13 protein-coding genes and 1 tRNA gene are annotated in these 19,025 nt (G+C 55.8%); 6 read left to right on the top strand and 8 right to left on the bottom strand.

Translation table 11 applies throughout. The features are described from left to right. Positions 1 to 24 precede the first annotated feature (24 nt). The 3 genes from RIB44_10315 (at position 25) to RIB44_10325 (ending at position 2,044) form a co-directional block, all read left to right on the top strand. Entirely contained in the window at positions 25 to 813 is a 789-nt protein-coding gene (locus tag RIB44_10315) for a TIGR00282 family metallophosphoesterase (protein ID MEQ8616976.1), read from the top strand. An 86-nt stretch (positions 814 to 899) separates the two neighbouring features. After that, positions 900 to 1,346: a DUF2752 domain-containing protein gene (locus RIB44_10320; protein ID MEQ8616977.1), complete on the top strand. Its 447-nt coding sequence runs from the start codon at positions 900 to 902 to the stop codon at positions 1,344 to 1,346. 38 nt (positions 1,347 to 1,384) lie between these two features. After that, on the top strand, positions 1,385 to 2,044 hold the full coding sequence (locus tag RIB44_10325; protein MEQ8616978.1) for a hypothetical protein: 660 nt from the start codon (positions 1,385 to 1,387) through the stop codon (positions 2,042 to 2,044). Positions 2,045 to 2,073: 29 nt separating this feature from the next. Here the strand turns inward: RIB44_10325 and RIB44_10330 are convergent, their stop codons facing one another. Both RIB44_10330 and RIB44_10335 read right to left on the bottom strand, forming a co-directional pair. After that, on the bottom strand, positions 2,074 to 2,661 hold the full coding sequence (locus RIB44_10330; GenBank protein ID MEQ8616979.1) for a hypothetical protein: 588 nt from the start codon (positions 2,659 to 2,661) through the stop codon (positions 2,074 to 2,076). Between the two features lie 157 nt (positions 2,662 to 2,818). After that, positions 2,819 to 4,816 (bottom strand): vWA domain-containing protein, encoded by a 1,998-nt coding sequence (locus RIB44_10335; protein ID MEQ8616980.1) that lies wholly within the window; start codon positions 4,814 to 4,816, stop codon positions 2,819 to 2,821. A 337-nt stretch (positions 4,817 to 5,153) separates the two neighbouring features. Here RIB44_10335 and RIB44_10340 point away from each other — a divergent pair, with 337 nt between their 5' ends. Further along, entirely contained in the window at positions 5,154 to 6,098 is a 945-nt protein-coding gene (locus tag RIB44_10340) for an alpha/beta fold hydrolase (protein ID MEQ8616981.1), read from the top strand. 49 nt (positions 6,099 to 6,147) lie between these two features. Here the strand turns inward: RIB44_10340 and RIB44_10345 are convergent, their stop codons facing one another. The 6 genes from RIB44_10345 to RIB44_10370 form a co-directional block, all read right to left on the bottom strand. Continuing rightward, the gene (locus RIB44_10345) at positions 6,148 to 6,843 is read right to left on the bottom strand and encodes a LysM peptidoglycan-binding domain-containing protein (protein ID MEQ8616982.1); all 696 of its coding nucleotides are present in this window, start codon (positions 6,841 to 6,843) and stop codon (positions 6,148 to 6,150) included. A gap of 180 nt (positions 6,844 to 7,023) precedes the next feature. After that, complete coding sequence (secD, locus tag RIB44_10350; GenBank protein MEQ8616983.1) at positions 7,024 to 10,305, bottom strand: protein translocase subunit SecD; 3,282 nt, start codon at positions 10,303 to 10,305, stop codon at positions 7,024 to 7,026. Positions 10,306 to 10,400: 95 nt separating this feature from the next. After that, positions 10,401 to 10,808, bottom strand: coding sequence for a preprotein translocase subunit YajC (gene yajC / locus RIB44_10355; protein ID MEQ8616984.1), 408 nt, complete (start codon positions 10,806 to 10,808; stop codon positions 10,401 to 10,403). Positions 10,809 to 11,150: 342 nt separating this feature from the next. Further along, on the bottom strand, positions 11,151 to 12,257 hold the full coding sequence (tgt, locus tag RIB44_10360) for a tRNA guanosine(34) transglycosylase Tgt (protein MEQ8616985.1): 1,107 nt from the start codon (positions 12,255 to 12,257) through the stop codon (positions 11,151 to 11,153). Positions 12,258 to 12,405: 148 nt separating this feature from the next. Then, entirely contained in the window at positions 12,406 to 13,731 is a 1,326-nt protein-coding gene (locus RIB44_10365) for a DNA-directed RNA polymerase subunit alpha C-terminal domain-containing protein (protein ID MEQ8616986.1), read from the bottom strand. A gap of 73 nt (positions 13,732 to 13,804) precedes the next feature. Then, a tRNA-Thr gene (locus RIB44_10370) sits at positions 13,805 to 13,878 on the bottom strand. A 179-nt stretch (positions 13,879 to 14,057) separates the two neighbouring features. Here RIB44_10370 and RIB44_10375 point away from each other — a divergent pair. Together RIB44_10375 and RIB44_10380 are read left to right on the top strand one after the other, a co-directional pair. Next, positions 14,058 to 15,611 carry a sulfatase gene (locus RIB44_10375; GenBank protein ID MEQ8616987.1) on the top strand — a complete coding sequence of 518 codons (1,554 nt, stop codon included), beginning with the start codon at positions 14,058 to 14,060 and terminating at the stop codon, positions 15,609 to 15,611. Between the two features lie 186 nt (positions 15,612 to 15,797). Further along, the gene (locus RIB44_10380) at positions 15,798 to 19,007 is read left to right on the top strand and encodes a glycoside hydrolase family 2 TIM barrel-domain containing protein (protein ID MEQ8616988.1); all 3,210 of its coding nucleotides are present in this window, start codon (positions 15,798 to 15,800) and stop codon (positions 19,005 to 19,007) included. Positions 19,008 to 19,025 lie beyond the last annotated feature (18 nt).

Below are 19,025 nucleotides of genomic sequence, written 5' to 3' on the forward strand. Positions count from 1 at the left end.
TTTGCAACATTGCTAGGCCCCCTCATGCGATTACTCTTCATCGGTGACATCGTCGGCAAGCCCGGGCGGGAAATCGTCATTGAGGCGGTTGGTAAGCTGCGCGAGGAGCATCAACTCGACCTGGTGATCGCTAATGCGGAGAACGCCGCCGGCGGATCGGGCCTGACTCCGGCGATCTACAAAGAGCTGGTCAAGGCCGGGGTCGATGCCATTACGCTGGGAGATCACGTCTATAGGCGGAAGGAAATCTACACAGTGCTTCAACGGGAAGAGAACATCGTGCGGCCAGCGAATCTTCCCGCGGAGGCGGTCGGCAGACAGTGGACGACGGTCACGGCGGCCGATGGTACGATCGTGGGGATTTGTTGCCTGCTCGGGCAGTTGTTCATGAAGCCGATGGACAACCCGTGGCGGGCGGCTGATCGGGTGTTGACGGAAATGCCGACCGACGTGCGGGTTCGCTTCGTTGATTTCCACGTCGAGGCAACCAGCGAAGCCCAAACGATGGGCCGTTACCTCGATGGTCGTGTTTCAGCTGTCCTTGGCACACACACCCACGTCCCAACCGCCGACGAATGCTTGCTTCCTGAGGGGACCGCTTTCCAATGCGACGTCGGCATGACGGGCCCCCATGAAAGCATTTTGGGACGACGCATCGACCGCGTCATGGAAACTACTCTGACCTCCAACCCGACCCAATTTGAAGTCGCCTCAAAGGACGTGCGGCTCAACGGGACTATCGTCGAGATTGATCCCCAAACGGGGAAAGCGACCTCTATCGAGCGTCTCTGCTATCGCAGTGGGCAGAAGTAGGTATTCTAGCTCGCGGGCTAGGCGTTCTGACACTGCTCTTGCAGTACGCTTCGCTATTTCCTAACGTCCGTGGCCTATGAGTCCTTATGGGTGACAAGCCTACCAAGTCGGAGGGAGAAGATCGGCTTCCCGGGCGCCTACGCTTAGCGTTATTTGCCTTAGCCTTGCTTCTCGCTGCACTGCTAGTGATGGCCAGTCGGCTCGCGCCAGACCCTCGTGGTTTTGGCACCCACGAGCAACTTGGCTTGTCGCCGTGTTGGATTCATCAGCGAACAGGAATCACTTGCCCCTCGTGCGGCATGACCACAGCTTGGGCACATGCTCTTGCGGGACAGATACTACCAGCAATCCAATCAAATCTTGGAGGAACCTTACTCTGCGTCGTCGCACTTGTAGTCGCTCCCTGGCTGGCACTTTCTGCCATCGTGGGACGTTGGCTCCTATGGCGACCGAGCCTCAAACCAACCGTCATCGTCGCTACGGCCATTTTGACGGTGACGGTCCTTGATTGGCTCAGAAGAGTGTTCCTCTGACTTACCCAGATAGAATTTTGCGAACGAGGAATAAGGAAATGACTCGCTCTCCGAGAACGGCACTCATCCTGTCGGTGATTATCAGCACGGCATGCATCGCCTCGACCGGATGTTTGCATTCGTTGGTCGCGACTGGCATGTATATCTTCCAAGGCGGCAATGTCGTTGACGCGTCTTGCGACGAATTGGAAGGCGAGCGGGTCGTCGTCCTCGTACGCCCCCCGGCATCCAACGAATACCGTCACGCCGGCGCTGCCCGAGCGTTGGGCTCGCGTGTGAGTAACTTGCTGGAAATCAACGTCGACGGCATCGATATGGTCAGTCAGCAAGAAGTCGACAACTGGATCGATGAGCAGGACTGGGAGAATTTCAAAGACTTGGGTCGCAGCGTGAAGGCCACCCGGGTTGTTTATGTCGAGCTTGATAGCTTCGAGCTCTTCAAAGGCAAAACGCTCTACCAGGGCGACGCCGAGTTGAAAATTTCCGTCTACGACATGAAAAACCGCGGCAAGCTCATGTTCGAGCAACCCTTGGGGCAGGTTCTCTTCCCCAAAAACAGCGGCATCCCCGCCGCCGACAAACCGGTCCAACACTTCCAGAAGCAGTACATCGAAGTGTTGTCGAACCTGATTGCTGAGCACTTCTACGACCACAACCCCAACGCGACGTTCGCGTTGGACGCGGTGGCGAACAAGTAGCGTACAGGCCAAAGCGTCAGCGCCGGGATTTAGGGCTTGGGTTCATCCTCAGCAGGCCAGGGGATCTCGACTTCAATGCCTGGCCGCAGAGATTGTGCGATTGCGATCTCATGCGGTTTCATGACATGCTCAAACCGAACGCTCTTTAGGTTCGGGAATTCCGACAAGCTGCGTAGAGATTCTTCCGATAGTCGTGCCATCCTGAAATAGAGAGATTCGATCGGCAAATCGCGAGCGTTCGCCATAATATAATCGGCACCTCTGCAGTCATAGAATCCGAGAATCTTAAGATTCTCAAAGCTTGAAATAGCTTCGGAACTATCTGAGGTAATCTCGACCATATCGAAGTGGACCTCAAGAATGTTGCTTGCGCAGTCTGAATCCTCGGCGAGCATCGGGAGTAGCAAGATGTCAAAAATGTGCGCTTGCTGCTCGCCTTTCTTAATAGCTTCGAATTGTTCTAGTCGTCGCTCAGCTTTTCGCTTTTCGTATGCTAGATTCGACTGTTCGGTTTGGTAATCGATCAAATACCAAAAAAACGTTGCGAAAGAGACAGCAAGCAACGAATACAACAGGAGATGCCGCAACCAACGATTTCGTGAGTGAGGAGGATTCATGGTCACCGCAAGGCTCACCTTTGATTGATTCTCAATTGGTGAGTAAGCAGCCCCGTAGAATCCCGAACACGATGATGGCTAGCGCCCACCATCCAACAGTTTCGGTCGGCTTGCTCGGATCGTTCTTGCTCATGTGAAGCTCTCGTATTAGCAAGCTCTACAACGGGGGAGGATCTCTCCGCGGTGGCCGTTGCGGCATCTGTGGCCGCATGCGTGGTCGTGGGTTCACGTTGCCGTTGTTTTGGTTACGCTCCTGCATCGGCGTGTAAGACTCTCTCCACTCCCAGCCTAGCGGCGTCTTGAGTTCTTCCTTGGCAAACATGGCCCAAGGCGTGCCGGGGTGGTCTTCTTGCACGCGTTGGAGATACTCAATCGCCTGCTCGGCGGTTTTCTCTAAGCGGCTACTCGCGTAGTCGTTGCCGGCCCGTAGGTTCCAGACGTTGTTCCGCTCGCCCTTGAACTTCATGCCCTGTTTCGCCTCGGCGAGCATCATGTTGTATCCTGCCGTGCGGACTTGGACTGCTAGAGCCCTGCCGACGGCCAAGTCGTAGCCCGCCTGCCAGCGTGGTTCGCGGACTTTCTTTCGATCGGTTTCTCCTAGTAGCAACCGCTGGCAGAGGCGATCGATCTTCGGCTGGAGTAGCGCGGCGTTTCGTTGGGCACGGGAGAGCAACTCAGCCAGTGAAGCTTCATCACGTTTGGGGAACCGCAACTGCACGTTTTCCATCGGCGAAGTCCACGACATTTGAGCCGCTTCGACCAGGGCCAGCTTCGCACGGTTGTTTCGCACCAGTTGCATGTATTCCTGGACCGGAACGTAGTCTGGCTGGTAGCGGCGCATCGCATCGGGATCGAAAAAAGCCGTCAGCTCCGCGGAAAGGTTATCGATTTCACCTCGACGAATCCGCCGACCGACCTTCCGGTTCGGATGAGCAGCAAAGTACAGCCCGCCAGTGTCGTAGCAGAGCCGGGTGAGGGCGTACGGACCGAAGCCGGAATCGACCAGATCATCGTCATCGCCACGCCCCACGAAGTTGAGCTTCAACCGCTCGGGCAGGAGGGACTCGGGGCCCAGCGAGACGGGGACCCATTGCGGACGCTGGTCGTAGTTCGGGTCAGGATCAACATACTTCACGTAGGCAGTCTTGCGGCCAAACGGGGCAGGGCGGCCGACGACGTAAACGGGGATCGAAGCGCGTTGGCAGGCGTTTACTGTGGCGTCGAGCTGGTTGACGTCGTTCCCGGCTTCGTCGGTGAACACAACAAACAACACATTGCGGCTACCGCGACTGGCCGTGCGATAAGGTCGGAACTTCTCAGCCGCCATCGCTACGGCGGTGAAAACATTCTCTTGACCCTTCTTGGGATCATTCGGGTCTTCCCGCACGGCCTTCACCGCGGCTTGAATCTCTTCTAACTGGTCGGTTGGCTTTGGCGTAATAAGCTTGGGCTGGGAACCAAATCCGACGACGGCAGTCAGCAGCGGCTTATCCTTGTGTTTGCGGAACGCTGGGTTCTTGGAAGCTTCGACCACTCCAAGTTCATCGTAGATGCGTTCGAATCGTTTGGAGATGCGTTCTCGTTCTTTCTTCAAACTGCCCGACTCATCGAACAGCCAAACCACCAGCGTCGGAGCTTGCTCTAAGGAAATAAGAATCTCATGCGTAATGCGGTCGATCGCTCCTTGAGCTCCGGTGGCACCCACGCTCCCAACACCCTGCGTTGGGGTGCTAAGCGAAACCTCAGGCCCTTGCAGAACGACCTGCTCCAGCTCAATAGCAGGGAGTTCACCCAGGTCGGCAATCGTATCCGCTTCGATGACGACCAACGATTCCTCAGCAAACTCAGGAGCCGCCGCCAACGCGGACGCTTCGCCGCCTTGACTCAGAGCTCCCATTTCTTCCATTGGCTCGTCGGCAGACAGAAATTCCTCGGTGAGGATTTCTTCTTCGATCAGTTCGACCTGTTCGTAAGTCAGATCGAGCTCCTTGCGCGAACTCGGCAAGGCGAGCGTCGCGATGGCGAGCAACGCCAAAAGCAAGAGATGCATGCCAAAGCTGGTGATCCACGCTGCGGAATCACGATCCAGCAGCGGCGGCAAAGGCTCTCCGCATTCGGACTCTTCAGCGGAATTAAAGCTCTCAAGCGTAGCCATGCCTAATCTTTCTCTGACAGGCACGCCCTATTCGCACGTCGTACAGAGTCGACGAGCTTTGTGCGGCCTGAGTAGGAGTATCCCCGTTCCTGCTCTATTTTGTGCCAAGCGTGGCGATAGGACAAGCAAACAAGCCCTTCGGGCCTAAGGAATCGGCTGAATTCCTGCTTAATCCGCAAAGTTCGCCTACCAAGTCCACCAGAAGTGATTCGATCCTCGGGACGATTTCTTCTCCGATTTCTCGCGCAGTATAATGAAAGTGAGCAACTAATCTCCGCAAACAAGCTCGTTCGCGGTTCCCTCAATACACATTCGCGCTACTTAGTAAGGATTGGGTATGCATAGAACTCTCCGTTTCATTCTCTTCATTTCACTCTGCTCATTCGTTGCAGCGTTGGTTCCGATCTCAGCAAATGCCCAAAGCAGCGCTGAACCGGAAAGCTTATCTCTGAGCACGAAAGATGGGGTCCAAATCAAAGCGACCTACTATCCGAGTTCCGTGGGCGAACAGGCGGTTCCGGTTGTGGTGATCCACGATGAAAAAGAGTCGCGAGCGGTATTCGAGGAGTTCGCTCTGATGCTGCAAAGCCCAACGGCCCCTACAGGACAGAAGCGAGACGCCCGAGCGGTTCTGACGGTCGACCTCCGCGGTCATGGCGAAAGCCGCACTGCCGTTGGACGACGCGGTGATACGATCGAACTTGATGCGAGTAAGTTTCGGCAGAACGACTACGCGGCGATGGTCCTGCAAGATATGGAAGCGGTCCGCAACTTTCTCGTGAAAGAGAACAACGCACGACGACTCAACTTGAACAAGCTGTGTGTTGTGGGAGCGGGTATGGGAGCAAACGTCGCAACCCTGTGGGCGGCTCGTGATTGGAGTATGCCTCCGCTGGCCCGCGTCAAACAGGGACAGGATGTGAAAGCGTTGGTTCTGATTTCACCGCAATGGAGCTTCCGCGGATTGCCCCTCAAGAATGCGATCCGTCAGCCGGGAGTGCGTGAGCGAGTTTCCTATTTCATCGCCTTCGGGAGCGAGGACAAGAAGTCAGCCAAAGACGCAAAAACCATCTACAAGAATCTAGAAAAGTTCCACCCCGATCCCGCCCGTGATCAGCCTGAGAAGAAAAGCCTCTATTTCATTGATAACTTGAAGACAAAACTCAAGGGCAGCGAACTGATAACGAAGCAGCAATTCAAGCTGCAACCTTATATTGATTACTTCATCGAGCAACGACTCGTGAAGCAGGATTACCCTTGGATCAATCGTAAGATCAAGTGAGCTTGTTGGCTCCCTGGCCGGGGTGCTTAAGCACCCCGGGCAAAAGCTTTTACTTCGCAATTGGCTTCGCAGGAATCACAATCTCCACACCAATCGGCAGTAAGTGGGGGTTTGTGAGTGTTTCTCGATTCAAGTCGAAGATCTCCAGGGCGCGTCGCTCATCATCCAAATAACGTCGAGCAAGCCGTTCGAGCGTGTCGCCGTTGTGAACGACGTGGATTCGTAGATCGGTAGCTGCTGGCTCCGATTCGGCCTCATCGGGCGACTTCGCATCTTTGGACACTTGAGGCTCGACTGAGGTCGGCAGCATGGCTGTCGAGTAAATTGGCCGCTTTCCATCGGCAAACAGTTGAGCATTGCCTTGCATCAAGCTTCTGGCTGCCCGTACTTCCTGGGTACTCGGTTCAGTGACTGGCGGTGCCACTGCGAGCGGAGGAATCGTTGCAGCGACTGGAGAGGGCTCACTCTTCACAAGCGCTGAAGCGAGCGTGCTCGGCAGTCCCTCTGAGGGCCTTGTCTGGTGCAAACTCTCTGGCCGACTTTCCTGGACAGGCTCCAAGGCGATTGGACCGGGTAGTTGACTTGTGCGCGTCGACGATGCAAGGGCTGGCTGCGAAACAGCCGACACCGGGGCGACTTTTGTAGCTGGCTGCACCTCGCCGCTACGACGGAATGGCCAAGCGATGAGGAGTCCCAACGACAGGACGATTGCTGCTGTCGTGATTTTTCGGCGCCGAGAGATCATGAAGTTGCCAACGGAGAGAACGATGCACGCAGCAAAGAACGGTGCATTATCACTCTTAGAGATCGGCAACGTGCCAGCTAAGACCTGAAATTAGGTCAGACCGGCACCTCAACAAAGACGAGCATGCATGAGTTCGCACTGGTTGCGCAAACTTTGCGGAATCAGGCTGGGCCGTACTGCCTAGGCGTTACGGTTCGCTGCCGCAGCGGCTTCGGCCCGTTGGCTCATCCAGAGCAGCGCTGGCGAAGCAATGAAGATCGAGCTGTAAGTACCCACGAGTACGCCAATCACCAAGGCAAAGGCAAACCCGTGGATTCCGTCTCCTCCCAAGAAGTACAGAATCAGCACTGTCAGCAAGGTAGTCAGCGACGTCAGCAAGGTACGCGAGAGAGTTTGGTTGATACTCTCATTGATCATCTCTCGCGTAAGCGTCGGGCTCTTTCCTTTCACCTCGCGAATACGATCGAACACGACGATCGTATCGTTGAGCGAGTAACCGATAATCGTTAGGAAGGCCGCTACGATTGGCAGGCTGATCTGGAACTTATCAATCAGCAGAGCACTGGCGATCCCCGGGGCACCGTTGACGAGGTACCCCGTCAAAGCAATCACGCCCAAAGTCACCGCCACGTCGTGTACAAGTGCCACAACAGCGGCCAAGCCGTAAATCACCCTTTGAAAGCGGAACCAAATGTAGCCGATGATGCCCAGTAGGCTGATCACGATCGCAGCGATGGCATCTTTGCTCATGCGACCCGCAACACGGCCACCGATTTTATTGGCCAACGGGAAGACCGGCTCTGCGTTGGTCTTGGCTTGTAGCTCGGTAAGTACCTCGCGAGCCTCTGCTTCGGGAAGTGCTAGTTTAATCTCCCAAGTGGCGAAACCACGTGATGTGCTGGTGTTTTGCAGGTACTCATCGTTGCTCACGGCAACAGCAGTTCCCTGGTGCCCGGTTGCCTCGAGAGCTTCGTTAACCCGAAGCATCAACGAGTCGTAGCTGACGCCACTCTCATCGTCGTTGCCGCTGAAAGTGAGAACCGCTGAGGTGCCGTTTTCGAAAGGGTTTCCTTCGCTTGTGAAACCAGACTCGGCTGTCTCCTCCGCTTCTTCAGCGGATTCTTCACTGCTGTTTTCATTAGTCGAGGTTTCTTCGCTGGCCTCTTCTTCAGCGGGCTCGCTCGTCGTTTCAGCTTCTTCCGCTTCGCTAGTCTCTTCTGCCGTTTCTTCTGCAGTCTCTTCGACTTGAAGCATCAGCGGAGCAACGGGCAGCGTGCGAAGCAGGCTCGCCATGCTAACGTTACTATCAGCTTGTGCTGCCTCTGTGGAGGCTTGGTCGTCACCTAGAGGAGTGACCTCGTCGAAGTCAACATTGTATTTACGAAGGTTGTCTCCGATGGTTTCTTTGATGATCTCCTGCACCTTCCCAACTTCTTCGGCGACGGACGTGACTCGGTATTGAGTGTTGCCCTCGCCCACACTCACTAGCGACATGTTTTTGTCTTTTAACTCAGTTTCATCGAGCAGTGCTTTGACTTCGGAGAACTCCATTGGCTTGTCGAGAACCATCGTGACGGAAGTACCGCCAGTAAAGTCGATATTCAGCAAGTCAGTTCCGCGGCCAGAGATGCCGAAGATTCCGATGCCGATTACAATCGCGGAAAAGACCGCAGCAATGCCTCGCTTGCCGAGGAAATCGATGGCCGTCTCGCCCAAGATGCGGCCCATGCTGAGGCCCTTGAGGTACTTGAGCTTCTCGGCGATGTCGAACACGAGTCGCGAAAGGAAGATCGCCGTGTACATACTCATGATGATGCCCAAGATGAGTGTTACGCCGAAGCCCTTCACACTATCAGGAGCAAACTTATAAATCACGATTGCTGTGATCAGCGTCGTGATGTTGGCGTCCACGATCGTTTGCGTCGCCCGCGCGAAGCCGTTGCGGATAGCCATTCTCAATGCGGCACCGCGTCCTAACTCTTCGCGGATGCGTTCAAAGATCAGCACATTCGCGTCAACCGACATACCAACCGTCAGTACCAAACCGGCAAGACCCGGCAGTGTGAACGCACCTTTGATGAGCACCATTGTGCCGAGGATCAGCAGCAGGTTCACTCCCAACGCGAGACAGGCAACGAAACCAGCAAAGCGATAGTAAAGCAACATAAAGACCACGACCGCTGCCAAGGAAACGCCAATCGCTAGCTTCCCTTTACGGATGGTTTCAGCTCCCAATGTAGGACTGATGCGCTCTTCGCTAATCGGATCTTCGTTCAATCGGGCAGGCAGACTACCAGCGTTGATAATGCCAGCGATGAACTTGGCCTCTTCTTCGGTGCCAACTCCGGAGATTTCACCGTTGCTGCTAATGCGACCGTTAATCGAGGGGGCCGATTTTAGCACGTCGTCAATCAAAATGCCCAGGTTGTACTTCGCCCCGGAAGCTTGCGGCAAATGCCTGCCCGTGAGCTGGCCAAACTTGTAAGCCCCCAGCGTGTTCATGGTGAACTGCACGTTGGGCTGGTTTGATTGATCGACGCCCACGCGGGCTGCGCTGACATCTTTACCAGTCACATCAAGGCCATCATCAAGCGGAAGTAGAATAAGTACCTGCTCTTTGTCGCCGACCTTCCGCTTCACATAAGTTCCTTCCGTGTCGCGACCGATTGGGCTGTCCTCGCGGAATGCAACCCAGCGGGCGACCGGTTCGCCGTCAAACTTCAAGATTCGCTCCCCCGGTGGCAAGGCCAGGGCAGCTTTGATCTTGGGACGGTGGTTGCTAAACGCGTTGGAGGCGGTGATACGAAATTTCAAGAGGCCGGCTGTTGAGATATTGCGTTTGATCTGTGCCAACTCTTGTTGTGTCGCTGATGGAATGATGATTTCAACCTGACCGCGACCGTATTTGCGGATAGTTACTTCCTTGGTGCCGCTGGGATCGACGCGTTCAATCAGCGCGGCGATCATGTTGTCCATATTGACTTCAGCGTTTTCCTCTTCTTCTGCGGCACTTTCTTCTCCGCCGTCGCCTTCGGCTTGATCTTCAGCAAGCTCGTAAATCAGCGTAATACCGCCGCTCAGGTCAGGGCCGAGCTTCACCTCACCGGTTTGATACACCACCGCCGCGGCAGCAATCGTTCCCAAAGCGAGCGAGATCTTCCAGCCGTGATCGGTCATCCGCCACTTCTTGGCCAGCCAGTTACCAATCATGGTTGGTACAACGAACAGGGCGATGACAACACCCAGCGTGATGATCCCGGGGCCGAGCCCTTGCTCAGCCGCGTTGGCGGCCACGTCCGAGGGGTCCGTCGAGATGATCTTCCGATCCGCCTCGTCAACAGGCTTCTCTTCAGCCTCCTGCTCGACTTCGGTCTCGCTGCCGGAGAGTTCCTGACCGACTGACGGCGTCGTGTAAGCAAGCGGCAATACAATCGCTAGTCCGACGATCAAGAAAGCCTGCATGAGTGAGTGTGAAGAGAAAAGTCTTGTAACCATTGCTTCAATCAACCTGTAAAAATGGGTGCCGCGGTGAGTCGCGGACTGACCGTATTGTTTCGCTACTTCTTATCCGCCTTCGTCTCGTCGGTGACAATCTCTTTGATGGCACTCGTGCCGATCCGCATCTTCGCGCCGGTGGCTTCGTCGATTTGAATCGTGACGATCTGCTGTTCTTTCTGGATGTTCGTGACCGTCCCGTGGATGCCGCCGATCGTGATCACGCGGTCCTTGGTTTTCAGATTTGCAATTTGGTCGCGGGTCTCGTTCTGTGCCTTTTGCTGCGGTCTGAGCACCATGAAGTAGAACAGAAGCAGGATGATCGGCAGCAGCGTCGTGAACGGCAGCCCGGCAAAGCCGCCGGGGTCAGCCGCGGGCTTCTTGCCTTCGGTTTCCGCCAACAGCCAGAAGCCTTGAGCCACCAATCCGCTGGAGAGAAAATCGCCGGTTAAATACTGAAGAACTGCCACGCCTGTGTTTCTTTGCCAGTGTTTCTTTGATAGTTGGGTTTCTTATCTGCCTGTGCTACTTATCGGGAGCCTCAGCCCGGCCAGAGAGCTACCTCACTAGCTAGGCGAAAAATGGTTCGCTGGAACCAAGCGGGTCATCATAAATCCTAGCGCCGTAAGCAACAAGGGCGTTTGCAGGGCGTTAGTGGGCAGTCGGCAGGGGGCAGTAGGCAGTCTCGACTACCCCTAGCCCGCGAGCTACGCCTCGCGCGGAGAACTGGAGTACGCGTCGCATACCTCTCTAGCAAATTCCCGGCGGAGGCGTAGCTCCGCGGCTAGGGGAGTAAGCGTCTCTTGAAGGGCTCAATCTTTGGCCCAGCCAGCCACTTTCCTCGCGTGAAACTCCTCAAAAGCGTCGGCGACAATCGCTTCGCGGGCTTCGGCCAGGAGGCGTTGGTAGTAGGTGAGGTTGTGAATCGAAGCCAGCACCGGGCCGAGCATCTCATTCGCTTGAAATAGGTGCCGAAGGTACCCACGGCTATGGCGGCAAGCAGGGCAGGGGCAATGCTTTTCGATAGGTTCCTGCTCCAACGCGTACTTGGCGTTCTTCAGTCGCCGTGGCCCCTCGTCGGTGAAGACGAGCGCGTTGCGCCCATTGCGGGTGGGCATCACGCAGTCGAACAAGTCGATCCCGCGCTTCACGGCCTCCAGGAGGTCCTCGGGCTTGCCGACACCCATCAGGTAGCGAATACGATCGGTCGGCAGGTGAGGCGTGGTCGCTTGAATCGCGGCATACATCTCAGGGGGCGGTTCACCGACGCTCAAACCGCCCACGGCGTAGCTCGGGAAGTCGAGAGCCACCATCGCCTCGGCACACTCGCGACGAAGCTGATGGTCGAGCCCTCCCTGGACAATGCCCAACAACATTTGGTCTTCGCGTGAATGAGCCCTCTGACAACGTTCCGCCCAGCGGACACTCCGCCAAGTGGCGTCGGCAACGGCTTCGGGAGTGTTCGGCAGTGCGATCACATGATCGAACGCCATGATTAGGTCTGCGCCCAGATTCTCTTGAATCGACATTGAGCGCTCGGGCGTGAGCTCGATCTTTGAGCCGTCAATGTGCGACTGAAACGTGACTCCGTTTTCATCAACTTTCGAGCGATCCGCCAAACTAAAGACTTGAAACCCACCACTGTCGGTGAGGATCGGCCCTGACCACTGCATGAATCCGTGTAGGTCGCCCAACTGTGCGACCACTTCGTCACCCGGGCGAAGATGCAAATGGTAAGTATTCGCTAGAACCATCTGCGCGCCGGTTTCAGCAACGCGACCGATATCGACACCCTTAACCGTGCCTTGCGTGCCCACGGGCATGAAAGCGGGAGTCTGAACCGTGCCATGCGGCGTGTGCAGCGTCCCACGTCGAGCGTCGCGGTCGGTATGCAGAAGGTCGAACTGGAAAGATGACATCCGAAACTCCAGTAGCCGCGACGACTTCAGGCGAGCCGCGACCTAACAGGTCGCCGGGAGTTGGCTCGATGGATTGCGTACCGTTAGGCTCCGGCGACCTGTTAGGACGCGGCTAGGTGCAATTGAGAGCGGCTGCACGAGCAGATGACTACTCGCCCCGCAGCTTCAGCCCGGCGATGGTTAGCTTCTCGCGGACCTCATTGAGGCTCGTCACGCCGAAGTTCTTGCATTCCAGCAGGTCGTCGCCGGTGCGACGGACGAGTTCGCCGATGGTGGTCAAACCGAGTCGGACCATGCACTTGCGAGCACGGACAGAGAGGTTCAGCTCGGCGATTGGGCGATCAAGCAGGGCCCGCTCGTCGTCGCTGAGGGCGTCGTTTTGATAGGCGGGCTCTTCTTGCCACTTGGTTTGAGCGAATTGGCCGAGCTCCAAGCCTTTCGAGTTGAGCATCTCGCGAATTTCCACGAGCGACGTCTCGCCGAAGTTCTTACTGGAGAGCAAATCTTGCTCGCTCGTTTCGGTCAGGTCGCCGAGGGTCATGATGCCCATCTTTTCCAGGCAATTACGGCTGCGGACCGACAGTTCGAAGTCGGTCACGGGAACGCTTAGCACCTGGGCCAAGCGATCTTGGCGGCGGCGAGCTTCCTCGTCGTACAGCATGTCCTTCGAAGCGTCGGAATCTTTAAAGTACAAGCGGGCACGTTCGTGGGCCGGATGCACGTCAAGGATGCGCTGGTAGCACTGCTTCGCACGTTCGAACTGGCCGTTGTCTTCGTAAAGCAAGCCGAGATTCAGCAGAGTGCCGATGTGGGTCGGGAATTGGCCGGAGGCTTTCTCGTAAAGCTGACGAGCGTAGTCGTCATTGCCGTGACGATCGTTCACCAGTGCCAAGCCAAAGAGAGCGCCAGCGTGGCTGTCGTCCGACTCCACGGCACGCTCCAGTAGGGCAATCGCTTCAGTCGGGTTACCGCCCAAGGCAGAAACAGTTGCCGAACGCTGGTAGAGGTATTCAGCCGTTTGCTCGACCGCTCCCGAAAGATCGTCGAGCGTCTTCAGTGCTTCTTCGTTTCGCCCAAGATAACGGAGGGCTTCCGCTTTCGCGAGAGCGACATCGTCCTTGTTGTAGCCGGCTCGCTCAGCCGATTCATAGGCGGTGAGTGCCTGATCGTACTGGTCGAGAGCCAAATGGGCTCTTCCGAGATAGAAATGCGTCAAAGCGCCGCCATCGGCGTTGGTGAGCGTTTCGATCGCGTTGCTATAACGACCGACGAGATATTCGCAGACGCCAAGGCGGGCCGAGGCTGCTGGGGTGCGGGTTTCCTGATCGCGGAGCTCGGCGGTTGCCTCGCGGAGAGTGCGGAAGTTCGCATAATCAGCACTCATCGCCGCGGCGATTTGCTTGATTTCGTTCGGGCCGAATGTACTCGGTGAGACAACAATTTGCTTAATATCAAGATCAAGAACTTGCGACATAATGAATCTCTTAGGCTCCGGGCAGAACTCAGATATCGGCACTCAAAACGACAATGACAGCATCAACGGCAAGAGCCAGCGGCGGGAGTCGAACCCGCAACCCCTGCATTACGAATGCAGTGCTCTGCCAATTGAAGCTACGCTGGCTGATGCGGCGAATCTCATACATTAACGGATGCGTGTTTTTCCGGCAATGGGCGGCGATTTGCGTCAAGCTCTCCATTTTCTGCCCGCAAAGCTCTAATTCTGACCGATTACCATTTCCCAGCCCGTGTTACTAGAATGGGCCTTATTCCCGTTACGGACTCTCGTTTCCAGGAACTCATATGACTCGATTCTGCGCCCTCCTACCATTCGTTCTGCTGGCACAACTTCTCCAACCGCTTGTCGGCTTCGCCGCGAGCGACACCGAGCGGCCCAACATCCTCTACATCATGTCAGACGATCACGCCGCCCACGCCATCGGTGCCTACGGTGGCCGGCTGTCGCAGCTCGACCCGACACCCAACATTGATCGCCTCGCCAAAGAAGGCGTTTTGCTACGAAACTGCTTCTGCACCAACTCGATCTGCGTGCCAAGCCGCGCGACGATCATGACAGGGCAGTATAGCCATACCAATGGCGTGAAGACGCTGAACTATGCCCTAGAACCAGCCCGCCAGACCCTCGCACATGAAATGAAAAAGGCTGGCTACGAGACGGCCATCATCGGTAAGTGGCACCTTAAGGCAGAGCCGGCAGCCTTTGACTACTACTGCGTACAAGATGGTCAGGGTTCGTACTTCAACCCCGAGTTCCGCTACCCCGGTAAAAAACCGTGGCCGCAGAATACCTTCACTCCACGCAGCTATGACGACGTTCACTCCTCTGACATCATCACGGACCAATCGCTGAAGTGGCTCAAGCGAAGGCAGAAGCAAAGAACCGGCAAACCCTTCTTCCTGATGCACCACTTCAAAGCGCCGCACGACAACTTCGCCAATGCGGAGCGTTACGACTGGCTGCACGAAGGCGTCGAAATCCCTGAGCCGTTAAGCTTATGGGAGCGTGGCAACCATGGCCCACTGGGCCGACCGCAGTATGGGACGTCGGTTTCTTCAAGAAATTCGCGTCGAAACATGGGCCATCACATGCACGTTCCTGCCGATATGCCGGAGCCAAACTACACCCGCGAAAGCTATCAACGTTACCTCAAGAAATACCTGCGTTGTGTGAAGGGAGTGGATGACAACATCGGTCGGCTGCTCGCCTATCTTGAAGAGACGGGCGAACTCGACAACACGATTATCATCTACACCGCAGACCAAGGCTTCATGCTTGGCGAGCACGATTACATCGATAAACGCTGGGCTTACGATGAGTGCCTGAGGATGCCCTTTGTGATTCGTTACCCAAAGCGTTTTGCGGCAGGCACGGTGAATGAAGAGATGATCAACAATGTCGACTTCGCCCCCACGCTGCTCGAACTGGCCGGAGCCACCGAAATGCCCAGCGGATTCGAAGGCCGTAGTTTTGTCGCCAACTTGGAGGGTAACTCACCAGAAGATTGGCCGAAGGCGACCTACTATCGTTATTGGATGAATATGACGCATCACGACAATCCGGCGCATTACGCGATCCGCACGAAGGATCACAAGCTGATCATCTTTTATGGTTTAGCCTTAGACTCAAAAGGTGCTTTGGACGAGGTCATCGAACCCTACTGGGAACTCTACGATCTGAAAAAAGACCCGCAGGAAATGAACAACGTCGTCGCCGATCCTGCGTATGCAGAGACGCTCGTCCAGCTAAAGAAACAGCTTGATGAGTTGAAAAAACAAGTCGGCGACACGGACCAGAAGTACCCCGAACTTTACGAAGCCATCAAGAAAGCCGGATAGAAGTCAAAAACATTTGAAGAGAGACACTTTCTATTGGGCCACTGATGACACGGATTTCACAGAGATGACTGCCGGCTACGCCTCGTTCCTGGGCATGCCCTAAGCATCAATCCGAATTTAATCCGTGTCATTCGTGAAATCAGTGGCCAAAACTAAACTCACCATACCTTTCTGGATAGTCAAAGTATGAAACGCTTTTCCTCCTTTTTGCTTGCACTCTTCTCTCTAGGGTCCTTCATCGCAATCGCTGAGGACTCTCGCCCCTGGCAGAACCCACTGGTCAACGGCATCAATCGTTTACCAGCCAGGGCGACGCTTTACTCCTACGCCGATGTCGAAAGTGCTCGCACGAAGTCGCGAGAAGATTCGGGTCGATTTGTTGCGCTGAACGGCAACTGGCAGTTCAAGTATGTCCCCAAGCCGGCCGAGGCCATCGATGGTTTCGAGCAGCCAAGCTTCGATGCAAGCGATTGGGGCTCGATTCCCGTCCCTGCTAACTGGGAACTCCATGGTCATGGGCAAGCAATCTATCTAAATTCGCGTTACCCTTTCCCGGTCACTCCTCCAACGATTGACGACGCTGACAATCCCGTCGGTCATTACCGTCGTACTTTTGAGTTGCCAGCAGGTTGGAAAGACCAGCGAGTCATCGTCCACTTTGGCGGAGTCACGAGTGCGTACTACGTTTACGTCAACGGCAAAGAGGTTGGCTACAGCGAGGATGCTCGCCTCCCTGCAGAATTCGACATCACCGACGCCGTGAAAGAAGGTGAAAACACGCTTGCCGTAAAGGTTCACCGTTGGAGTGACGGCAGCTATCTCGAAGACCAGGATCACTGGCGGCTGAGCGGCATCCATCGCGAAGTGCTGTTGCTCGCACGTCCCAATTCACATATCGCTGACGTCGCTGTCCGCACGAAGGCCCTGGGCGACCCGCTCGCCGCTGACTGGCAGTTGCAGGTGAGGCCAGTGCTGGAATTAGCTGAAGGAGCGGATCTGAAAGCGACAAAGTTCCAAGTGCAACTGTTTGATGCTGCGGGAAACTCCGTCCTAGAGAAAGCACCGACGATCCCAGCAGAAAAAGTGGTCCGCGAATGGTATCCCCAGCGTGATACCCCAGCGTTCGGCCTCATCAACGTGGTCGTCAAGCAGCCGAAGCTTTGGAACGCGGAGACTCCGAATCTCTACACGCTGGTCGCCACGCTTAAAGACAAAGACGGCACGACGCTCGACGCGACGAGTACCCGCGTTGGTTTTCGAGAAGTGAAGATCGCCGACGGTCAGCTTTTCGTAAATGGTCGCTCGATCAAGCTCATCGGCGTCAACCGTCACGACCATAGTCACACCGGCGGCAAGACCGTGACTCGCGAAGAGATGCTCAAGGACGTGCTGCTAATGAAGCAGTTCAATTTCAACGCCGTACGGACTTCGCACTATCCGAACGACCCCCACTTCCTCGACCTATGCGATGAGTACGGCTTGTACGTGATGGACGAGGCGAACATCGAATCACACGGTTTGCCGGGGCAACTCGCGAACAATCCCCTCTGGGCAAACAGCTTCTTGGAACGCGGCCTGCGGATGATCCAGCGGGATCGCAACCATCCGTCGATCATTAGTTGGTCACTTGGCAACGAAACGGGTACCGGCCCCAACCATGCGGCCATGTACGGTTGGATTCGCGATCGCGATCCCACTCGACCTATTCATTACGAAGGTGCTCAGGGCGACCCGGAATCTCCCGATTACCGCCCAGGTGGCAGTCGGGGGCGCAAGGGCCTAGGCAATTGGGGAAACCCCACGGACCGCTGGTATGTCGACATGGTCAGCCGCATGTACCCCAGCGTCGCTGAGCTTAAGAACCTCGCCGACACTGATACCAGCGACCGCCCGATCGTCATGTGCGAGTACTCACACGCGATGGGCAATTCGATTGGGAACTTAAAGGAGTACTGGGACCTCATCCGTAGCGAGAGGCGTCTCATCGGTGGCTTCATCTGGGACTGGATCGACCAAGGCATCGAAAAGAAAACCGAAGATGGACGCACGTTCCTCGCCTACGGCGGCGACTATGGTGAGAAGGATCACGATGGCAACTTCTGCATCAACGGCGTCATCGCCTCCGACCGTACCGCGAAGCCGCACACTTGGGAATGTAAGAAAGTTTTCCAACCGGTGGCCGTCGAGGCACAGAATTTGGAACAGGGTGTATTCAAGGTCACCAATCGGAGGCACTTTACAAACCTCGACGATTTGGTGGTGAGCTGGAGACTCATGGATGACGGAAAAGTAATTGAGCAGGGTAAGGTCCCGACCCCACAGATCGGTCCAGGCGAGTCGGGCACGCTGAAGATCGCTTTGCCCAGACCTGATCGCAAAGAAGGCATTGAACGAACGCTCTTCATTCGGTTCGATCTCGCCGACAATGAGTCTTGGGCCGATCCCGGCTTTGAAGTTGCCTGGGATCAATTCATTCTCGCAGAGCCGAACTTGGAGATTCCCGAAGCGGTAGGTAAGGACGAGCAACTTGCCATCGAGGATGCGAAGAGCACACTTACGCTTAGCAGCAAATCAGCCAAGCTGGTATTCAACAAATCAACAGGCTTGCTCGAGACCTACACGATCAAGGGCCAGTCTCTGCTTGCTGCACCCATGTCCCCAAACTTCTGGCGTTCGATGACCGACAATGACGTTGGCGGAGATCGTTCGTCGCGTCCTTCGCGAAAGGCTTGGAAGACGGCTTTCGAGAAAGGCCGCCTCACGAACTTTTCTTTCAGAGAGAATCCGGGCAACAAATCCGTCGGAGTCACCACAGAGTTTGACCTGCACGGCGTACCGGCCAAGGTAGTTGTGGATTACGCGGCGGTCGCCAGTGGCGAGATGGTTATCACGGTCGAATTCCGGCAGCAACAAGGGGCTCCACCTCTGCCACGGATTGGGATGCAACTGGGGCTCCATTCGAAATACGATGCGGCGGAATACTACGGTCGCGGCCCGCACCCGAACTACTGGGACCGCAAAACGGGCGCTGCCCTCGGTCGCTACGAGTCACCGCTCGATAAGCTCCAGCATCAATATGTCCGCCCCCAAGAAAACGGTAACCGCAGTGATTGTCGTTGGTTACGACTCACCGGCGAAGGTGTGCCGACGCTCTTGGTGGAAGGGGACCCCACCTTTGATTTCAGTGCTTGGCCCTATACACAGAAAACCCTCAACCAGGCCAAACACACGACAGACCTCACGCCGGCTGGTTATACTACGCTGAACATTGACTACCGCCAGCGAGGCGTCGGCGGGGACGATAGCTGGTCGCCGCGGGCCAACCCAATGAAGGAATACCAGCTCAACGAAAATCGCTACGTGTATCGATTCGTACTGAGGCCAGTGGCGGAATAAGCGAAGCTTATTGGGTTG

The organism is Lacipirellulaceae bacterium (assembly GCA_040218535.1).
Taxonomy (GTDB): domain Bacteria; phylum Planctomycetota; class Planctomycetia; order Pirellulales; family Lacipirellulaceae; genus Adhaeretor.

Excerpts from the sequence above, each read along its gene's own strand:
- RIB44_10315 (MEQ8616976.1), top strand. The coding sequence starts at position 25 with ATGCGATTACTCTTCATCGGTGACATCGTCGGCAAGCCCGGGCGGGAA.
- RIB44_10320 (MEQ8616977.1), top strand. The coding sequence starts at position 900 with ATGGGTGACAAGCCTACCAAGTCGGAGGGAGAAGATCGGCTTCCCGGG.
- RIB44_10325 (MEQ8616978.1), top strand. The coding sequence starts at position 1,385 with ATGACTCGCTCTCCGAGAACGGCACTCATCCTGTCGGTGATTATCAGC.
- RIB44_10330 (MEQ8616979.1), bottom strand. The coding sequence starts at position 2,661 with ATGAATCCTCCTCACTCACGAAATCGTTGGTTGCGGCATCTCCTGTTG.
- RIB44_10335 (MEQ8616980.1), bottom strand. The coding sequence starts at position 4,816 with ATGGCTACGCTTGAGAGCTTTAATTCCGCTGAAGAGTCCGAATGCGGA.
- RIB44_10340 (MEQ8616981.1), top strand. The coding sequence starts at position 5,154 with ATGCATAGAACTCTCCGTTTCATTCTCTTCATTTCACTCTGCTCATTC.
- RIB44_10345 (MEQ8616982.1), bottom strand. The coding sequence starts at position 6,843 with ATGATCTCTCGGCGCCGAAAAATCACGACAGCAGCAATCGTCCTGTCG.
- secD (MEQ8616983.1), bottom strand. The coding sequence starts at position 10,305 with ATGCAGGCTTTCTTGATCGTCGGACTAGCGATTGTATTGCCGCTTGCT.
- tgt (MEQ8616985.1), bottom strand. The coding sequence starts at position 12,257 with ATGTCATCTTTCCAGTTCGACCTTCTGCATACCGACCGCGACGCTCGA.
- RIB44_10365 (MEQ8616986.1), bottom strand. The coding sequence starts at position 13,731 with ATGTCGCAAGTTCTTGATCTTGATATTAAGCAAATTGTTGTCTCACCG.
- RIB44_10375 (MEQ8616987.1), top strand. The coding sequence starts at position 14,058 with ATGACTCGATTCTGCGCCCTCCTACCATTCGTTCTGCTGGCACAACTT.
- RIB44_10380 (MEQ8616988.1), top strand. The coding sequence starts at position 15,798 with ATGAAACGCTTTTCCTCCTTTTTGCTTGCACTCTTCTCTCTAGGGTCC.